Source organism: Undibacterium sp. TC9W, assembly GCF_049339865.1.
Lineage (GTDB): Bacteria > Pseudomonadota > Gammaproteobacteria > Burkholderiales > Burkholderiaceae_D > Undibacterium.
Genome location: NZ_JBMPPJ010000027.1, coordinates 1 through 16304, shown reverse-complemented (window position 1 = coordinate 16304; position 16304 = coordinate 1). Strand labels below are relative to the sequence as shown.

Annotated in this window: 15 protein-coding genes and 1 pseudogene; 14 read left to right on the top strand and 2 right to left on the bottom strand. The window is 48.8% G+C overall.

From position 1 onward, the window contains the following. Positions 1-14 precede the first annotated feature (14 nt). Positions 15-1286 carry a DEAD/DEAH box helicase gene (locus ACO0LN_RS26050; RefSeq protein WP_422978966.1) on the bottom strand — a complete coding sequence of 424 codons (1272 nt, stop codon included), beginning with the start codon at positions 1284-1286 and terminating at the stop codon, positions 15-17. Between the two features lie 199 nt (positions 1287-1485). Between ACO0LN_RS26050 and ACO0LN_RS26045 the strand changes: the two genes are divergently transcribed. The 5 genes from ACO0LN_RS26045 to ACO0LN_RS26025 all read left to right on the top strand — a co-directional run bounded on the left by ACO0LN_RS26045 (position 1486) and on the right by ACO0LN_RS26025 (position 4529). Then, complete coding sequence (locus ACO0LN_RS26045; RefSeq protein ID WP_422978964.1) at positions 1486-2013, top strand: GNAT family N-acetyltransferase; 528 nt, start codon at positions 1486-1488, stop codon at positions 2011-2013. 210 nt (positions 2014-2223) lie between these two features. Then, positions 2224-2643: a VOC family protein gene (locus ACO0LN_RS26040; RefSeq protein ID WP_422978962.1), complete on the top strand. Its 420-nt coding sequence runs from the start codon at positions 2224-2226 to the stop codon at positions 2641-2643. A gap of 35 nt (positions 2644-2678) precedes the next feature. After that, complete coding sequence (locus tag ACO0LN_RS26035) at positions 2679-3383, top strand: DUF899 family protein (protein ID WP_422978960.1); 705 nt, start codon at positions 2679-2681, stop codon at positions 3381-3383. An 89-nt stretch (positions 3384-3472) separates the two neighbouring features. Next, positions 3473-3898 (top strand): YciI family protein, encoded by a 426-nt coding sequence (locus ACO0LN_RS26030; RefSeq protein WP_422978958.1) that lies wholly within the window; start codon positions 3473-3475, stop codon positions 3896-3898. 73 nt (positions 3899-3971) lie between these two features. Continuing rightward, positions 3972-4529: a DUF4142 domain-containing protein gene (locus ACO0LN_RS26025; RefSeq protein WP_422978956.1), complete on the top strand. Its 558-nt coding sequence runs from the start codon at positions 3972-3974 to the stop codon at positions 4527-4529. A 161-nt stretch (positions 4530-4690) separates the two neighbouring features. Here the strand turns inward: ACO0LN_RS26025 and ACO0LN_RS26020 are convergent, their stop codons facing one another. After that, positions 4691-4927 (bottom strand): type II toxin-antitoxin system Phd/YefM family antitoxin, encoded by a 237-nt coding sequence (locus tag ACO0LN_RS26020; protein ID WP_422978954.1) that lies wholly within the window; start codon positions 4925-4927, stop codon positions 4691-4693. A gap of 452 nt (positions 4928-5379) precedes the next feature. Here ACO0LN_RS26020 and paoA point away from each other — a divergent pair, with 452 nt between their 5' ends. The 9 genes and pseudogenes from paoA to ACO0LN_RS25975 all read left to right on the top strand — a co-directional run. Continuing rightward, positions 5380-6036, top strand: coding sequence for an aldehyde dehydrogenase iron-sulfur subunit PaoA (gene paoA, locus ACO0LN_RS26015; RefSeq protein ID WP_422978952.1), 657 nt, complete (start codon positions 5380-5382; stop codon positions 6034-6036). Further along, entirely contained in the window at positions 6033-6986 is a 954-nt protein-coding gene (locus ACO0LN_RS26010) for an FAD binding domain-containing protein (protein ID WP_422978950.1), read from the top strand. Before paoA ends, ACO0LN_RS26010 begins: the two co-directional genes overlap by 4 nt. Positions 6987-6990: 4 nt before the next feature. Further along, positions 6991-9189: an aldehyde oxidoreductase molybdenum-binding subunit PaoC gene (gene paoC / locus ACO0LN_RS26005; protein WP_422978948.1), complete on the top strand. Its 2199-nt coding sequence runs from the start codon at positions 6991-6993 to the stop codon at positions 9187-9189. A gap of 46 nt (positions 9190-9235) precedes the next feature. Further along, entirely contained in the window at positions 9236-9484 is a 249-nt protein-coding gene (locus ACO0LN_RS26000; protein ID WP_422978946.1) for a hypothetical protein, read from the top strand. A gap of 155 nt (positions 9485-9639) precedes the next feature. Further along, positions 9640-11337: a phosphoglucomutase (alpha-D-glucose-1,6-bisphosphate-dependent) gene (pgm, locus tag ACO0LN_RS25995; protein ID WP_422978944.1), complete on the top strand. Its 1698-nt coding sequence runs from the start codon at positions 9640-9642 to the stop codon at positions 11335-11337. 503 nt (positions 11338-11840) lie between these two features. Then, positions 11841-13019 carry a dsDNA nuclease domain-containing protein gene (locus tag ACO0LN_RS25990; RefSeq protein WP_422978942.1) on the top strand — a complete coding sequence of 393 codons (1179 nt, stop codon included), beginning with the start codon at positions 11841-11843 and terminating at the stop codon, positions 13017-13019. Then, positions 13016-13492: a hypothetical protein gene (locus ACO0LN_RS25985; RefSeq protein WP_422978940.1), complete on the top strand. Its 477-nt coding sequence runs from the start codon at positions 13016-13018 to the stop codon at positions 13490-13492. Before ACO0LN_RS25990 ends, ACO0LN_RS25985 begins: the two co-directional genes overlap by 4 nt. Further along, entirely contained in the window at positions 13489-15249 is a 1761-nt protein-coding gene (locus tag ACO0LN_RS25980; RefSeq protein ID WP_422978938.1) for an AAA family ATPase, read from the top strand. The genes ACO0LN_RS25985 and ACO0LN_RS25980 overlap by 4 nt, the downstream gene beginning before the upstream one ends. A 310-nt stretch (positions 15250-15559) precedes the next feature. Beyond that, positions 15560-16176, top strand: a pseudogene (locus ACO0LN_RS25975) (transposase); the annotation flags it as partial. Positions 16177-16304 lie beyond the last annotated feature (128 nt).

Genomic DNA, 16304 nt, shown 5'->3' with positions numbered 1-16304 from the left:
TATGCGCCCGGCCTTTAGCTGATCTGCCCGTCATTGGCAGCCAGTTCACGCAGCTTGTCTTTCTTGCTTTTACGCTTGCCCTTGATGCCGCCAGTGGGCGCATCAGGGCTGGCTTCAGACTCTGCATTGTGTGTTGCGGTTGTCGCAGGTTCAAAACCGGCCAATATCTCGCGTGGCACCCGTTTGTCCTGGCGTTTTTCTATGAGGCGGAAATGCATTTCTTGCTCTGCCAGGATAAAGCTGATTGCCGTGCCACTCGCACCGGCACGGCCAGTGCGGCCTATGCGATGGATATAATCATCTGCCGAACGCGGCAAATCATAATTGACAACCGCAGGCAAACCGGCAACATCAATACCACGGGCCGCAAGGTCAGTCGCAACCAGCACTTGTATGCGGTTTGCCTTGAAGTCAGTCAGCATGTGCTGGCGTGCTCCCTGGCTGGCATCGCCATTAAATGCCTCTGCCTTGATACCTGCTTTTTTTAATTTATTGCTGACGGTGTCGCTCGCATATTTGGTGGCGACAAACACCAGCACGCGTTCCCATTGCTGCTCTTTGATCAGGTGCACCAGCAGGCGGGTGCGCTTGTCAGCATCAACTGCTATCGCCCTTTGTGCGATATCGGGCAGGTTCTCAGTCAGATCGGCAATCGCAATGCGCACTGGCTCATGCAGCATGCCTAGCGCCAGCTTTTTGACTGCTGGTGAAAAGGTCGCCGAGAAAAACAGGTTTTGCCGTTTGGCAGGCAACTGCTCAAGTATGCGTTTGATTTCATCGGCAAAGCCCAGATCCAGCAGGCGGTCTGCCTCATCCAGTACCAGTGTCGCCACGTCTTTTAAAGACAGGGCATTGTTACCGAGCAAATCCAGCAAGCGGCCCGGCGTGCTGACGACAATATCAGCCCCACCACGCAAATGCATCATTTGCGGGTTGATGGAAGCACCGCCATAGATTACGGCTACCTTCAGCTTCTTTGGTAAATGCTCAGCCAAAGCCTCAATTGTTTGCCCTACCTGGCCGGATAATTCACGGGTAGGTACCAGTACCAGTATCTTGACTTTACGCTGTTTGCTGCCGTCTTCCATTGCTTCTTGCATACGTTGCAACAGTGGCAAAGCAAAAGCAGCTGTCTTGCCGGAACCGGTCTGTGCCAGTGCCATGACATCTTCGCCAGCCAATACCGCCGGAATAGCCTCAGCCTGCACCGCAGTTGGTGTCGCATACTGGCGAGCAGCAACCGCTTGCAAGAGTTCAGGGATCAGGCCGAGAGTGTCAAAATTCATGGTTAAGTTCAAGAAGGGGAATGAAATTTCATGCAGAGCGTTACACTATTGATATTAACGCTCTCAAGAATATGGCTAATGCCGCGATGTCACTACGTCACTTACGCATTGTAGTGCAAAACCGCTTTATCTCAGCCGCATCATCCAGCATAAACCAGGTAAGGTAATCTCTGTAGCGACTCATTAAGGAGCGAACATTTTGACAATCATTACCTTCATCAAGGCAGACATTGCCCAGCATAAAGATGTGCTCATAGGCATGAATATTGAATACATGAGCTGGGTGGCGACAAAAATTGAGCAGGAATTTGGCATGGCGACCGAGGCTTTACTAGGCATGTCACTGGCGGAATACGTACCCGGCGCGCTGGATAAAATCTGCGGCACAAACACAGCTGACGGCATGTTTTATCTGCTGAAGGTCGATGAGCAATATGCCGCCATGGGCGGCATCCGGGGTATAGGGGCAGGCGTTGCAGAAATTAAACGGCTGTATGTATTGCCGGCTTTCCGTGGTTTGCGGTTAGGTGACATGCTGCTACAGCGCTTGCTTGATGATGTACGCAAGCTGGGATACCAGCAAGTACGCCTCGACAGTGCGCCGTTCATGCAAGCTGCTCACCGTCTTTATGAGGCGGCAGGTTTTACAGATTGTCCACCCTATGAAGCAGCCGAAGTACCTGCTGTTCTGCATGCAGGCTGGCGATTCATGGAATTGCGCTTGTAGCAAAGATGCCGGGCAATTCTTTCTGGCAAAACCCCGTGCTATGTGAGTTGGCGAACAGTCAAACAAGCACACTTGCTGCAAGCTTGCCGCTAAATCTGATACATCTGTCGCCTCTGTTGCATACGCAATCGTGAACGGGATCATGCCCTTAATTTTGCCAGCTACTGTGGCAAAGTGCAGCCATCTCAATCACTGATGAAGGGAATTCTCATGCAAGTTGAAACTATCCTGGCCTTTGGTGGCCACAGCGAAGCGGCTATCAAGTTTTATCAAGAGGCACTGGGTGCAGAAGTGCTCATCATGATGCGCTGGAAAGACAGCCCCGATCCAGGCCTGCGCACGGTATCGTCAGACCCAGACAAGATCATGCATGCGTCATTTCGCATAGGCAACACGACGCTGATGGCAAGCGATGGTATCGAGACCCTGGCCCATCCGGACATCAAAGGCGTTACTTTGAACCTCGAAGCCAAAGACGATGCCGAGGCGCAAAAATTATTTGCCGCACTCAGCGATGGCGGCAAGGTACAGATGCCTTTGGCGAAGGCCTTCTGGACATCCCTGTCTGGCATGGTCATTGACCGTTTTGGTGTGTCATGGATGGTCAACGTGGCTGCGCAGGACAACTGATACCCCCCAATATGCATGCTCCAGGAGATTTTCACATGAGTACAACGCAACTCAAGTCCGCAATCGAATTGGCAAGCAAGAACACTGTGCATTTCCCTAACGAGAGCAAAGAATACAGGCTGGCCCGGAATGCTTTGCTCGCGGAGGAGATTGAGCTAAGGCGGCAGATAGAACGCGTGGCAGAACAGCGCCGCTCCCTGCCAGCAGGTGGTGAAGTACCGAAACAATATCACTTTGAAGGTGAAGATGGCCCTGCCGACTTCGCCAGCCTGTTTGGCAACAAGCAGACCCTCGCGATTTACAGTTACATGTTTGGCCCAAAACGTGAACGGCCTTGCCCCATGTGTACCTCTTTACTGTCGGCCTGGGATGGCGAAGCAGCAGATGTCGCCCAACGCATCTCTTTGGTGGTCATCGCCCGTTCCCCCATTGAGCGCCTGATTGCCTTTAAAAAAGAACGTGGCTGGCAGCACCTGCGGCTGTATTCCGATGTCAGTGGCAACTACACCCGTGATTACGTCAGTGCAGACGATGCCGACATTCCCGCTTTCAATGTCTTTACCCGGCGCGACGGCACTATCCGGCATTTTTGGAGCGGTGAAATGGGTGCCGAAAGTGCCGACCCAGGCCAGGATCCACGTGGCGCACCCGACCTCATGCCACTCTGGACCATAATCGACAGCACGCCAGAAGGACGCGGTTCTGACTGGTATCCCAAACTCAGCTACCCCAAGGAATAGGCTTCATTGCGCCCTGCGAGTAGTTACCCGTACTGCTACCCGTATTGTTACCCATATTCATCCTCACTCACAAAAAACGGAGACTGAAAATGAAATGTCTGATCATGGTCAAAGCAACGAAAGATTCCGAGGCTGGCACGATGCCCAGCGAAGAGATGTTCAGAGAAATGGGTAAATTCAATGAAGAACTGGTGAATGCCGGCATCATGCTTTCCGGAGATGGTCTGCAACCGTCATCAAAAGGTGTGCGTGTACGCTTTTCTGGAAATGAACGCTCAGTCATTGAAGGACCGTTTCCTGCCACCAGCGAACTGGTTGCAGGCTTCTGGATCTGGCAGGTAAAGTCACTTGACGAAGCAATTGCATGGGTAAAACGCTGCCCCAATCCCATGCTGTGCGAATCAGACATAGAGATCAGACAAATACTGGAAGCAGATGATCTAGGCGAAACATACACACCAGAGTTGCGCCAGCAAGACGAGCGATTACGCAAGCAGATTGAAGAAAAACGTTAAAACTTTGCATGGCAAATTTCTGATTTCTCTTTTTTATCTTTTTTGTCTTTTTTGTCTTTTTTAAGAGGTCAAAATGAAATCCAGTCTTTTTTCAAGAAAATTTCCTGCTGTATGCAAAGATATTTGTATTGCTGCCGCCATATGCATAAGTCTCTCTGTTGCCGCTGTTGCACAGGTTGCCAACCTTGATCCTCTGACCGCCGCTGATACGCAATTTCTGATAGCTGCGGCACGAGCCGGTGCAACAGAGATCAGCGCCAGCCAGGATGCCATACATAAAGCGCCATCCAGCCAGGTACAGAACTTTGCCAATCAAATGCTGACAGACCATACGAGGATAAACGAAGAGTTAAAGCAACTGGCATCAATAAAAAATATCACGCTTTCTGACCAGCCAGACGGCATACAGGGTGCCACCATCAGAAAATTGAGCACGCTCGAAGGAAAAGATTACGAGAAGCAATATGCGAGCGACATAGGCGTTACAGCACACAGGGAGGCGGTTAATCTGTTCAAGAACGCATCCAACTCGGCAGATCCTGATGTCAAAGCCTTTGCCTTGAAAACCCTGCCCTCACTGGAGCATCATTTGAGAATGGCTGAGGAATTGCAAAACAAGATAGCGCAATAAAATCGCGACGCTTTCAATACTGGGCTTCAATATTGAAATTGGCAAGCAAGCCATCAATTGCAAAATCAAAAGAAAATCAAAACGACATTAAGATTTTGATTTTCTTCGGTTTTGATCTTTTTCCATCGCCGCAATCAATTTCCAGCACGGCAAAAGACAGCTTACAGCTCATCGGCAAACGCTTTTGCTGGTTTGCGTGAAGACAGCTTTCCTAATCGTTCCAGGCCATGGATGTCATGCAACTTCTTATTCATCGTATCGTACTTTTCGACGGATACGAGATAAGCTGCAGGGATCTCGTCATCAAGTATCATGACAGGTTCAAGAATAGCTTCTCTCAACACTGCCTTTGCATGGCGACGCAGTTTTTTAATGTTGACTGAATGATCGGTATGCATGGTTTTTTCCTGTTCACAAAAAAGGTAAAGCTAATAAAGAATTGATCGTCATTCATTACGACGACTTACCTTGATAGGTGGAGCAATAATAAAGTTAAAGCTGGCGATGGAAAGTCGGAAAATATGCGCTTGCCTTGTAGGCGAACATGCAGTTTTGAAAATGGAAGCAACTCAGAGTTTCTTCTGATCATTTCTTCTGGAAAACTTCATCAATAGTCGCAGTCTTGTTGCTCTCTTGCCGGGGTGATTTCCTACAAGCGCAGGTAATAAGCACTTACCTCATTGGCTGTAAGACCGATTTATCATGACTGATCAACAGATAAATATGTGACCAGCAACCACCCAGAAGCCATCCCCAAATTTACCTGTCAAAAAAAGAGTACATTAGCTGCCGCCATAGGTGGCTCGCATGTGCAAAAGATCAGAACCTTAGGTTTCGGAGGTAGCACAAGATGGATGAATGTCATGACATCAAAATATCCCGGCGCGATTTGCTTATCACTGGCGCTCTGTCCGTGACTGCTGCCAACATCCCCGCCATTGCAGCAGTGCAGGATACTGCGTCTGCCAGCAAGAATTTGCCACCGATCACTTCTGCCATTCATTTCCATGTGAATGGCAAAGCGCAAACCTTGAATCTTGATCTCAGGACTACTTTGCTTGATGTATTGCGTGAACATTTGCATCTGACCGGCACCAAGAAAGGCTGTGACCACGGGCAATGCGGTGCCTGCACTGTGATTGTCGATGGCCGCCGTATCAATTCATGCCTGACGCTGGCTGTTATGCATGAAGGTGCGCAAGTCACAACGATAGAAGGCCTGGGCAACAAGGACAATCTGCACCCCATGCAGGCAGCATTCATCAAACATGACGGTTATCAGTGCGGCTACTGTACGCCGGGGCAAATCTGTTCTGCCGTTGCGGTGCTGGAAGAAATCCGACATGGACAACCAAGCCATGTCACTGCTGACCTGACTGCGCGCAGCACAATAAGTGTCGTGCCTGCAGAAGAAATACGCGAACGCATGAGCGGTAATATCTGTCGCTGCGGTGCGTATTCCAATATCGTCGATGCAATTACCGAAGTCGCCGGGAGATCAGCATGAAAGTCTTCTCTTATCAGCGTGCGCAAACACCTGCAGAGGCTGCTGCTGCCGCATTCAATATCCCTGGTGCCAAGTTCATTGCCGGTGGCACCAACCTGCTGGACCTGATGAAGCTGGAAATCGAAACACCGGCACACCTGATCGATGTCAACGGTCTGGGGCTGGACAAAATAGAATCAACACCAGAAGGTGGCCTGCGTATTGGTGCACTGGTGCGCAATACTGATCTGGCATCTGATGAACGTGTACGCCGCAATTATGGCGTGTTGTCGCGGGCCCTGCTGGCAGGTGCATCCGGCCAATTGCGCAATAAAGCCAGCACGGCGGGTAATTTATTACAACGAACCCGCTGTCCTTATTTTTACGACACCAACCAGGCTTGCAATAAGCGCAGCCCTGGCAGTGGCTGCTCTGCCATAGGCGGCTTCAGCCGCCAACTGGCTATCGTGGGCGGCAGTGAAGCCTGCATTGCTACTCACCCCAGCGATATGGCCGTGGGCATGCGCGTACTGGATGCCACTGTGGAAACCGTACAGCCAGATGGCAAGACCCGCATTATACCGATTGCTGATCTGCACAGGCTGCCAGGGCAAACGCCGCACATAGAAACTGTCTTGCTGCCTGGCGAACTGATTACCTCAGTCACGCTGCCCAAACCAGTTGGTGGCCTGCACATCTACCGCAAGGTGCGTGACCGTTCATCCTATGCCTTTGCGTTGGTATCAGTCGCTGCCGTCATACAGCCAGACGGCAAAGCCCGCCTGGCGCTGGGCGGGGTGGCGCACAAGCCCTGGAGGATAGAAGCGGTAGAGCAAAAGCTGCCTGGCGATGCCAAATCCATTGCTGACCAGTTACTCGCAAGCGCCAAGCCTACCCCGGACAATGCGTACAAAATCACCCTGGTCCAGCGCACCTTGCAAGCAGTGATGGCAGAAGCGAAGAGAGCTTAAGATCATGAAATTCACTACGCCCGCCACCACAAACCCCATTGACCGATTGAAAGTCATTGGCCGACCTACCGACCGCATTGACGGCCCCTTGAAAACCACAGGCGCAGCACCCTACGCCTATGAACAATATGAAGCGGCACCAAATGCTGCCTACGGCTATGTCGTAGGTGCTGCTATCGCCAAGGGCCGTATCAGCGCTATCGATCTGAAAGAAGCAAAACGCTCTCCCGGAGTGATCACCATTGTTACTGCCGACACCGCAGGCAAACTCGGCAAGGGCAAGATGAACACGGCAAAACTGCTGGCAGGGCCGGAGATACAGCATTATCACCAGGCAATTGCCCTCGTGGTGGCTGAAACCTTTGAACAGGCACGCTCAGCCGCGCAATTGATACACGTCAAGTACACCAAAGAAAAAGGTGCTTACGACCTGGCGGCGGCCAAGGATACTGCCACCGTGCCCAAGGACGACAAACCTGACTCAAAAGTCGGGGATTTTGCCGGTGCTTATGCAGATGCGCCGGTGCGTCTGGACGCCAGCTACAGTACGCCCGATCAGGCACATGCCATGATGGAACCACATGCGACGCTGGCCTCATGGGAAGGCGACAAGCTGACGCTTTGGACAGCCAACCAGATGATAGACTGGGGCAAGGGCGATGTCGCCAAAACACTGGGCATACCCAAAGAAAATGTGCGCTTGATCTCCCCCTACATAGGCGGCGGCTTTGGCGGCAAACTATTCGTGCGTGCGGATGCACTCCTTGCTGCCCTGGGTGCGCGCGCAGCCAGGCGGCCAGTCAAGGTCACCCTCACCCGTACTATGATGTTTAACAACACCACGCACAGGCCGGCGACCATGCAGCGCATACGCATAGGTGCAGGCAGGGATGGCAAGATCACTGCAATAGGGCATGAAACCTGGTCTGGTGATCTGCCCGGTGGCAAACCCGAAACCGCAATCCAGCAAACACGCTTGTTGTATGCAGGTGCAAACCGCATGACCACGACGCGGCTCGCAGTGCTGGACCTGCCAGAAGGCAATGCCATGCGTGCACCGGGCGAAGCACCAGGCCTGATGGCGCTGGAAATCGCCATGGATGAAATGGCAGAAAAGCTGCAGCTTGATCCTGTCATGTTCCGCATTCTCAATGACACCAAAGTTGATCCGGAAAAACCAGACCGCCCGTTTTCTCAGCGCCGCCTGATTGATTGCCTGCGCACAGGTGCGGAACGCTTTGGCTGGAACAAGCGCAACCCGCAACCTGCAAAAACCACGGTCGGCCAATGGCGTATAGGCATGGGCGTGGCAGCGGCTTTCCGGAATAATCTCGTCATGAAATCAGCTGCCAGGGTCAGGCTGGACCGCAATGGCATCATCACGGTCGAAACCGACATGACAGATATAGGCACCGGCAGTTACACCATCATTGCCCAGACCGCTGCAGAAATGATGGGTGTTTCACTGGACAAGGTAGTCGTCAAGCTGGGTGACTCCAGCTTCCCGGTTTCTGCCGGTTCTGGTGGTCAGTGGGGCGGCAATAGTTCGACTGCAGGCGTCTACGCCGCTTGCGTCAAGTTGCGCGAAGCGGTCATGCAGAAGCTTCAACTAGAAGGCAGTGACGCTGAGTTCTCGGATGGCATGGTGCGCGCTGGCGGAAAATCCCTGCCACTGCGCCAGGCCGCTGAAGCAGGCGACATCACCGCAGAAGATGCAATGGAATACGGCGACCTGGATAAAAAATACCAGCAATCAACCTTCGGTGCCCACTTCGTTGAAGTCGGCGTTGATATGCACACCGGAGAAATACGGGTAAGGCGTATGCTGGCCGTCTGTGCCGCGGGACGCATACTCAATCCCAAAGCGGCACGCAGCCAGGTCATTGGTGCCATGACCATGGGCGTTGGCGCAGCATTGATGGAAGAACTGGTGGTCGATAAGCGTGCTGGATTTTTTGTCAACCATGACCTGGCAGGCTATGAAGTACCCATACACGCGGACATTCCGCATCAGGAAGTGATCTTCCTGGATGAAACCGATCCAATGTCCTCGCCGATGAAAGCCAAGGGTGTAGGTGAGCTGGGTATTTGTGGTGTAGCTGCAGCAATTGCCAATGCCGTCTACAACGCCACGGGCGTGCGCGTGCGCGATTATCCAATTACGCTGGATAAGCTGCTGCCAGGCATGCCTGTGCTCGTGTAGCTTTCATCAACATGGTCTGGGCCAGTTAAGGAACTAAGGGACAACCATGCACATGAACTGGCCAGACATCTTTGATTTGCTGCAATGGCCCGCCATGGTAGTAACCGTTGTTGCCTCGTGGTGTGTTGCCTCTCGCAATGTCAATAAACGCAAGGCAGGTTTCTGGATTTTCCTGGTGAGTAACCTGCTCTGGATTATCTGGGGCTGGACGGCCCATGCTTACGCCCTGATATGCCTGCAATTCTGCCTGGCGGCAATGAACATCCGCGGTGTCATGAAAAATGAAGACGGTTGAATTATCTATCCTGAATTGTCTGTCGCCGTAACCTTCACGCTTGCCCGGCAACCTAATTCGTGTTCGTCATCGAACAGACCAGACCGGGGGAACAACCGATAATTTCTGGAACTTTACAGAACCATGCGTTTGTTGAAACACGCAGAAAGAATTCCATGCATATCCATCCGCTTGCAGGTCAACTGTCACCAGATTCTCCACTGGTCGATGTTAACCAGCTCATCGCCGCTTATTACAAACAAATCCCTGATGCACAAGTCGCTGCGCAAAGGGTGGCATTTGGCACCTCTGGCCACCGCGGATCCTCGTTCCAGACCAGCTTCAATGAACATCATGTTCTCGCCATCACCCAGGCGATTTGCGAATATCGTCAGCAGCAGGGTATCAACGGGCCCTTGTTCCTGGGTATTGACACCCATGCCTTGTCAGAACCGGCACGCATCAGCGCGATAGAAGTGCTTGCGGCCAATGGCGTTAACGTCATGTTGTCAGCCGGTGACGAATACACGCCCACACCTGCTGTATCGCTGGCTATCCTGATGTATAACCGCGATCGCCGTTATGCTACTGCTATTGCTAGTGGCATTGAGCAAAACACTGGCCTGGCTGATGGCATCGTCATTACCCCTTCTCACAATCCACCCGACAATGGTGGCTTTAAATACAATGCAGTCAATGGTGGCCCGGCAGATACGTCCACTACCGACTGGATAGGCAAACGCGCCAATGAACTCATGGCAGCCAATTTGCAGGACGTAAAACGCATGCCCTTTGAGCGGGCGATACACGCTGACACGATGCATCGCTACGACTTCATGAACACCTACGTCAGCGAGCTTGAACAGATCATCGATCTGGCTGCGATACGCCAATCTGGCATACGCCTGGGCGTTGATCCGCTAGGTGGTGCTGGTGTCCATTACTGGGGCCGCATCGCCGAAAAATATCAGATAGACCTGACGGTAGTCAGTGATGTAGTTGATCCTACCTTCCGCTTCATGCCGCTGGACTGGGACGGCAAGATACGCATGGACCCTTCATCGCCCTACGCCATGCGACGGCTGCTGGACATACAGTCCGATTTTGATATCGCCTTTGCCTGCGACACCGACCATGACCGCCATGGCATCGTCACACCCGGCGCTGGCCTGATGACGCCAGACCACTATCTGGCCGTCGCCATCGACTACCTCTTCCAGCATCGCCCGGACTGGGGCAGCAAACCCGGTATAGGCAAAACCGTGGTCAGCAGCCGCATGATAGAGCATGTGAGCAAACGACTCGGCCGCAAACTATACGACATGCCCGTCGGCTTCAAATGGTTCGCCCCCGGCCTGTTTGATGGCAGCCTGGGTTTTGGCGGTGAAGAAAGTGCAGGCGCCAGCTTTGTACGCATGGACGGCAGCGCATGGACAACAGACAAGGACGGCATAGTCGCCGCCCTGCTGGCCGGTGAAATAAAAGCAAAAACCGGCCGCGACCCCGGCCAGCTATATGAAAAGCTCACGCAAGAATTTGGCAAGCCCGTCAGCATACGCGTAGAAGCCGCAGCCACTCCCGCACAGAAAAAAGCCCTGTCCAACCTGTCCCCACAACAGATCACCAGCACATTGCTGGCTGGCGACAACATCACAGACATCCTCACCACCGCCCCTGGCAACATGAAGCCCATAGGCGGCGTGAAAGTCATCACCGACAACGGCTGGTTCGCTGCCCGCCCTTCGGGTACCGAGGAAATCTACAAGATCTATGCAGAGAGCTTCAAGGGTGCACAGCATTTGAACGAGATTGTGGCGGAGGCGCGGGGTATTGTGGATTTGGCTTTGTCCTCAAGTCACAAGCTGGTTTTTTAAAAAATTTTCTTTATACTGTTAAATAAAACTTATTCGTTAATGATGCTACGTCCTCAATGAATATAGAAATCATTTTCTATACATTTCAAATAGCAATTTTCTTGATCGTATCAAATGCTCCCTTATTATCCGCGAGCGGAGCTTGTCTCAACTAGCCCGCGCACGCATTTCAGGATCAGGCGTTATCCAAGATTAGAACTCTTAAATTGCAAAGCTCTCTCCATTTTTAATTGTGAGTTTCTTCTGGATCGCCAAAGAGATGACGATACACAACTTGTCGGCACCCCCAAATTACCGTTAAGGCAGGGCCCTATTGACTATGTTCTTATTTCATACAATACTGTATATAAATACAGTTAATTTAAAAAATAAAAAATAAGTCGCGATTTGTTAACGTCTTAAATGTCGAGGTGTCATTTCTTGACATTAATGCATCATTGGTGTATATCATCTGGGAATCATTTTGCTAACGGAAATTAATCCTCGTTCCCAGAAAGAAGACTTTGAAGCTACACGAAAATTCGCCACGAGAGCAAAATGGAAGAGATTCGTTTGCAAGGTACAAGGCCCAGGTCCGGTCAGCCGCGATAGCTGCTTTAGCGATATTAGAAGCGAAAGAAATCGACAGAGTTTATTGCGATCTTCACGACGATTTTGTCATACGTAAGACAACTCCGACGAAAACAACATATGTGTTTACCCAAGTCAAAACCAGAGCTAAGCAGAATCAGAATTGGACTATCAATGATCTGATAGGTCTTAGCGTAAAAATAAAAGATCAGAGCAAGCAGGATACCGCCAAGATCAAAGACAGTTTTGTAGGAAAGTTGCTGGCGCACACGGTTGTATTTGGTGAGTCATGCCAAGAGGTAGTTTTTCAAACGAATGCAAACCTTGACGACGCTGTCATTGATTTATTCGATGAAATGTCCGTAGATAATTTTAGTTCAAAATATGCGACTGTTCTGATTAATCGATTCAACGAATGTTTTTCAAATGAACTTAAATGCAAGACACTTTCAATAGACGATATAAAGAGTTGTTTACGTAAAATCGTTTTTGAAACAGATATTCAGCATTTGAAAGGCCAAAACACCAATTTTGACGAGACAGTTCGAAAAAAAATATATGAGTTTAGTGAGGTTGATTTACTACCGTCCGAGCTTGATCAACTGCTGTTGAAATTGCTTGATCTAGTCGAAAAAAAATCTGCAGGCATTATTACTGAGATATCTGAAGAATCTTTTGAGCTACTTGCCTCTATTTCAGTTTCTGATTTACTAGAGATTCTTTCCATTTCTAGACAAGCATATGATTTATTAATACAGGGTGAGGATGCCAAAGCTATTAAATCTGTTTCAATGATTCAACGTGCTTTAACTAAAGCTGGCGGACAGGCAGAAAGCGTGGAATATTGCTCCAGATGCAAAATAAAATGGGACACATGGGTTCGAAAAAACCGACTACATATCCCGCCTCTTGACATGAATTCTATTACACAACTTGTCTCTGAGTTACTCATTGAGAATGTACGTTATGATGGAATTGTACTTCTCTCAAATTTACGGAAACCAATCAAGTCTCTCATTACTCGCCTAGAGTCAGAGGACATTCTATTCGATCTAGATACGGATACCATTCTAGGCGGTTTTTTTTCCGAACTAATTAAGGGGAGATCATGAATTTTGAACTTTTCTTTGATTCATTAGAACAAAATGATCTTGCTTTAAGCGTGGGACAAGATGATTCAAACAACCGAGATATAAATAACGAAGCGCTATTTCAAATACCGTTGATCGCGTTAATCATACTAGTGATGTCAGGTAGCCGTCGAAAACCTCGCGTACCAGAGCTTGGGCAGTTTGTTGGCGAAAGCATTGAAGCAAGTTTAGGTGGTTTTAAGGGTTCTTCGCAGACGCTCGGGTGGTCTGCGAATCTACGAGTTCGAACGGTTGCAGCTTTGAGGTTTTTGGAGCAGACCAATCTGACTGAAGTTCACAATAGAATGGGGCGCATAGCTATCACGGAGCTAGGAAAAAAAGTTATTAATAGAGTCATGAAAGATGATAATGACTTAAGTTACAACTTAGCCAATATAAGTAGGGCGTATAGGAATATTTGCGTTTCTCGACAGTTAGATTTGGAGTTGGAATGAAGCTTATCTCATTACAGATATTTTCAAAGGGAATAAATGGGTGGGGTTCCGACGAATTTCATTTTGGTGCTGAAGTCACTCAACTATTTGGCCCTAATGGTTGTGGAAAAACTCCACTTATTCAATCCGTAGTTTTTTGCCTCGGTTTTCCTAGTATTTTTCGCGACGAGATTTATCATCGCTGCAACCATGTGACGATGAAATTGGAACTTCATGGGGGGAAATATAATATCTCGCGAATTTTTAGCCGAGATACGGATATAACGGTTATTGATCCATCTGGTGTGCATCAACGTTTCTATAATGAGAGAGATTATTCCGATTATCTGTTTGAACTATTTAATATAAGGACAGGAAATTTAGTTACCACTTCTAGTAAGTTAGGGGCCGCTTACATGGCTAGCTTACTACCAATTTATTACTTGGATCAGGATGCAGGTTATAGCGATTTTTACGTACCGCCGGATCGCTTCATCAAAGATCAATTTTCTGAAATGATGCGAATGGCATTTGGCTTGCCTATTAAAAATTTCTTTGATGAGAAAAAAGATAAAATTTTAGCCAAAGAAGCGCTTGATTTTGTCGACAAGCTAGTTAATGAGCGTTCGCGTGAGCTATCGTTAGCAAAAGCCGAATCTGGACTATCCGAGGAGGAGGTTGAGAGTACGGAGCGAGAGTTATCGATCTTAGAGTCACAATTGCAGTCATATAAAAATTCTGACATCAAGAAAGATGATGCGAACGATGCTATTCAAAGACTGGTAAATGCGAATTTTCGGAAAATTTATGATATCGATGCGGAGTTGAAAGAGACCGATTTCAGAATCAGAAGTAAGACAAAAATTATTGACGAAATCAATATCGAAATCAACACTCTTAGTTTAAATGAAGATGCAAGGCGAGTATTTTTATCTTTTGAAGAGATTTGCAAATCTCCTTCGTGCGCTCTTTTTGCCACCACTTCGGAATCTTATGGCAAAAACTTGCTTTATCTGCGCGACCAAATCAAAGATTTAGAGCGCAATTCGCAGATCGAAAGCAATAGGAAAGCACTATTAAAGGCTCGAAGAAATGACCTTCTTCAACAAAATTTTGACCTAGAAAAAGCGCAAGCAGAATCCAATAAAGGTTCTGATGCATCATCAATTGTTGAGACGATTTCTACTTTAAAAAATCAAATCTTTGCACTGCAAATTAAGTTGGCCGACAGAAAGAAAATAGCTGCACTTGAAAAAAGATACTTTGACACGATCGTTAAGCGTGATGCTGCTCTAGATAAATATGAGTCATTTTCGAATGATAAAAGTTCCAATCCATCATTAATAAAAATTCGTTCTGACTTACGTGCTGCATTCATTCGTTGGCTTACCATATTAGGCACCAAGAATATTAGTCTTGATATAACTTATAAAGACGATTTTACGCCGGTACTAGGGCCGGAAACCGTGGGTCAGTTAAAAGGCAGTACGAAAGTCCGCGTTGTTTTAGCTTATCATGCTGCAGTCTTAGAATTGTTAGCAAGTCGAAGTGAATCAGTACTTAAGATTCTCGTTTTAGATACTCCTAAGCAACACGAAATTGCTAGTGATGACTTAAATCGATATATGCTTGCGTTGAAAGAAATTTCAAAAAAATCCGGCATTCAGATTATCTTCTCTACGACCGAATATCATTACAAGGTTCAGGACCAAGATGAAGAGTGGGTTCCAAGTGAGCCAGGCGAAGAACAAAATATGTTTTTCCGTGTCGGCAACTAAATCAGTTTGATAGAATTTCGAGAGGATTGATACTTATTTCTCTTCTATCATTAGAGAGGTTCATATGGGTAAGGCAAAACCAGTGCGTCTTTCAAATGGTCGCGAGTGGAGCAAGAAAGGCGAGGCTGCCGATCATTTTCAAGAAATGCTTGGCAAGTATACGGTGGGCGAACGAGTATACTCTCCCGACGACCATTCCGACGTTGTAGCTCTAGTAGAAGTATATGACGCTGAGATTCGGTAATCCCCCCGGAAATTAATCGCATTTAAAAGTAGAATTTTCTTAATTGAGATTTTGAGGAAGTTTTACATGAAGACATCGAGATTCAGCGATAGCCAAATTATCGCCATATTGAAACAGGCAGAAGCAGGCTCACCAGTACCGGAACTATGCAGGGAGCATGGCATCAGTGGCGCCACATTCTATAAGTGGAGGTCCAAATTTGGCGGTATGGATGCCTCCCTAATGGCCAGAATGAAGGAACTGGAAGACGAGAACCGTCGGCTCAAAAAGATGTATGCCGAAGAGAAACTCAAGGCGGAGATCATCGCGGAGGCCATGCAAAAAAAGTGGTAAAGCCATCTCAGCGGCGCGAGATGGCACGATGGGCGGTTCAACAACATGCTGTCAGCATACGTACAGCCTGCGCGGCGTTTGCCGTCAGCCAGGTCTGCTATAGGTACGAAGCCCGACTGTCTTCAAAAAACAAGCAGATCGAAGACTGGCTGATACGCCTGACGCACAATCAGCGCAATTGGGGCTTTGGCCTGTGCTACCTGTACCTGCGCAATGTTCAGGGTCACACCTGGAACCACAAGCGGATATATCGCATCTATCGTCAGTTGGAGTTGAATTTACGAATCAAACCCAAAAAGCGGCTTAGCAGAGAAAAGCCACAGGCTCTGGTGCAGCCTGCAGCAATGAACCGTAAGCGCCCGGCCGTCACACCTTGACCTAGCACATTAGTGATGCTGGAAATTATGGAGCTGGTTGCCAGTGATGAGGAAGTAATTCGTTGATGCGGCTGAATGGCTGTAACGGTAGTCTTTCCAGT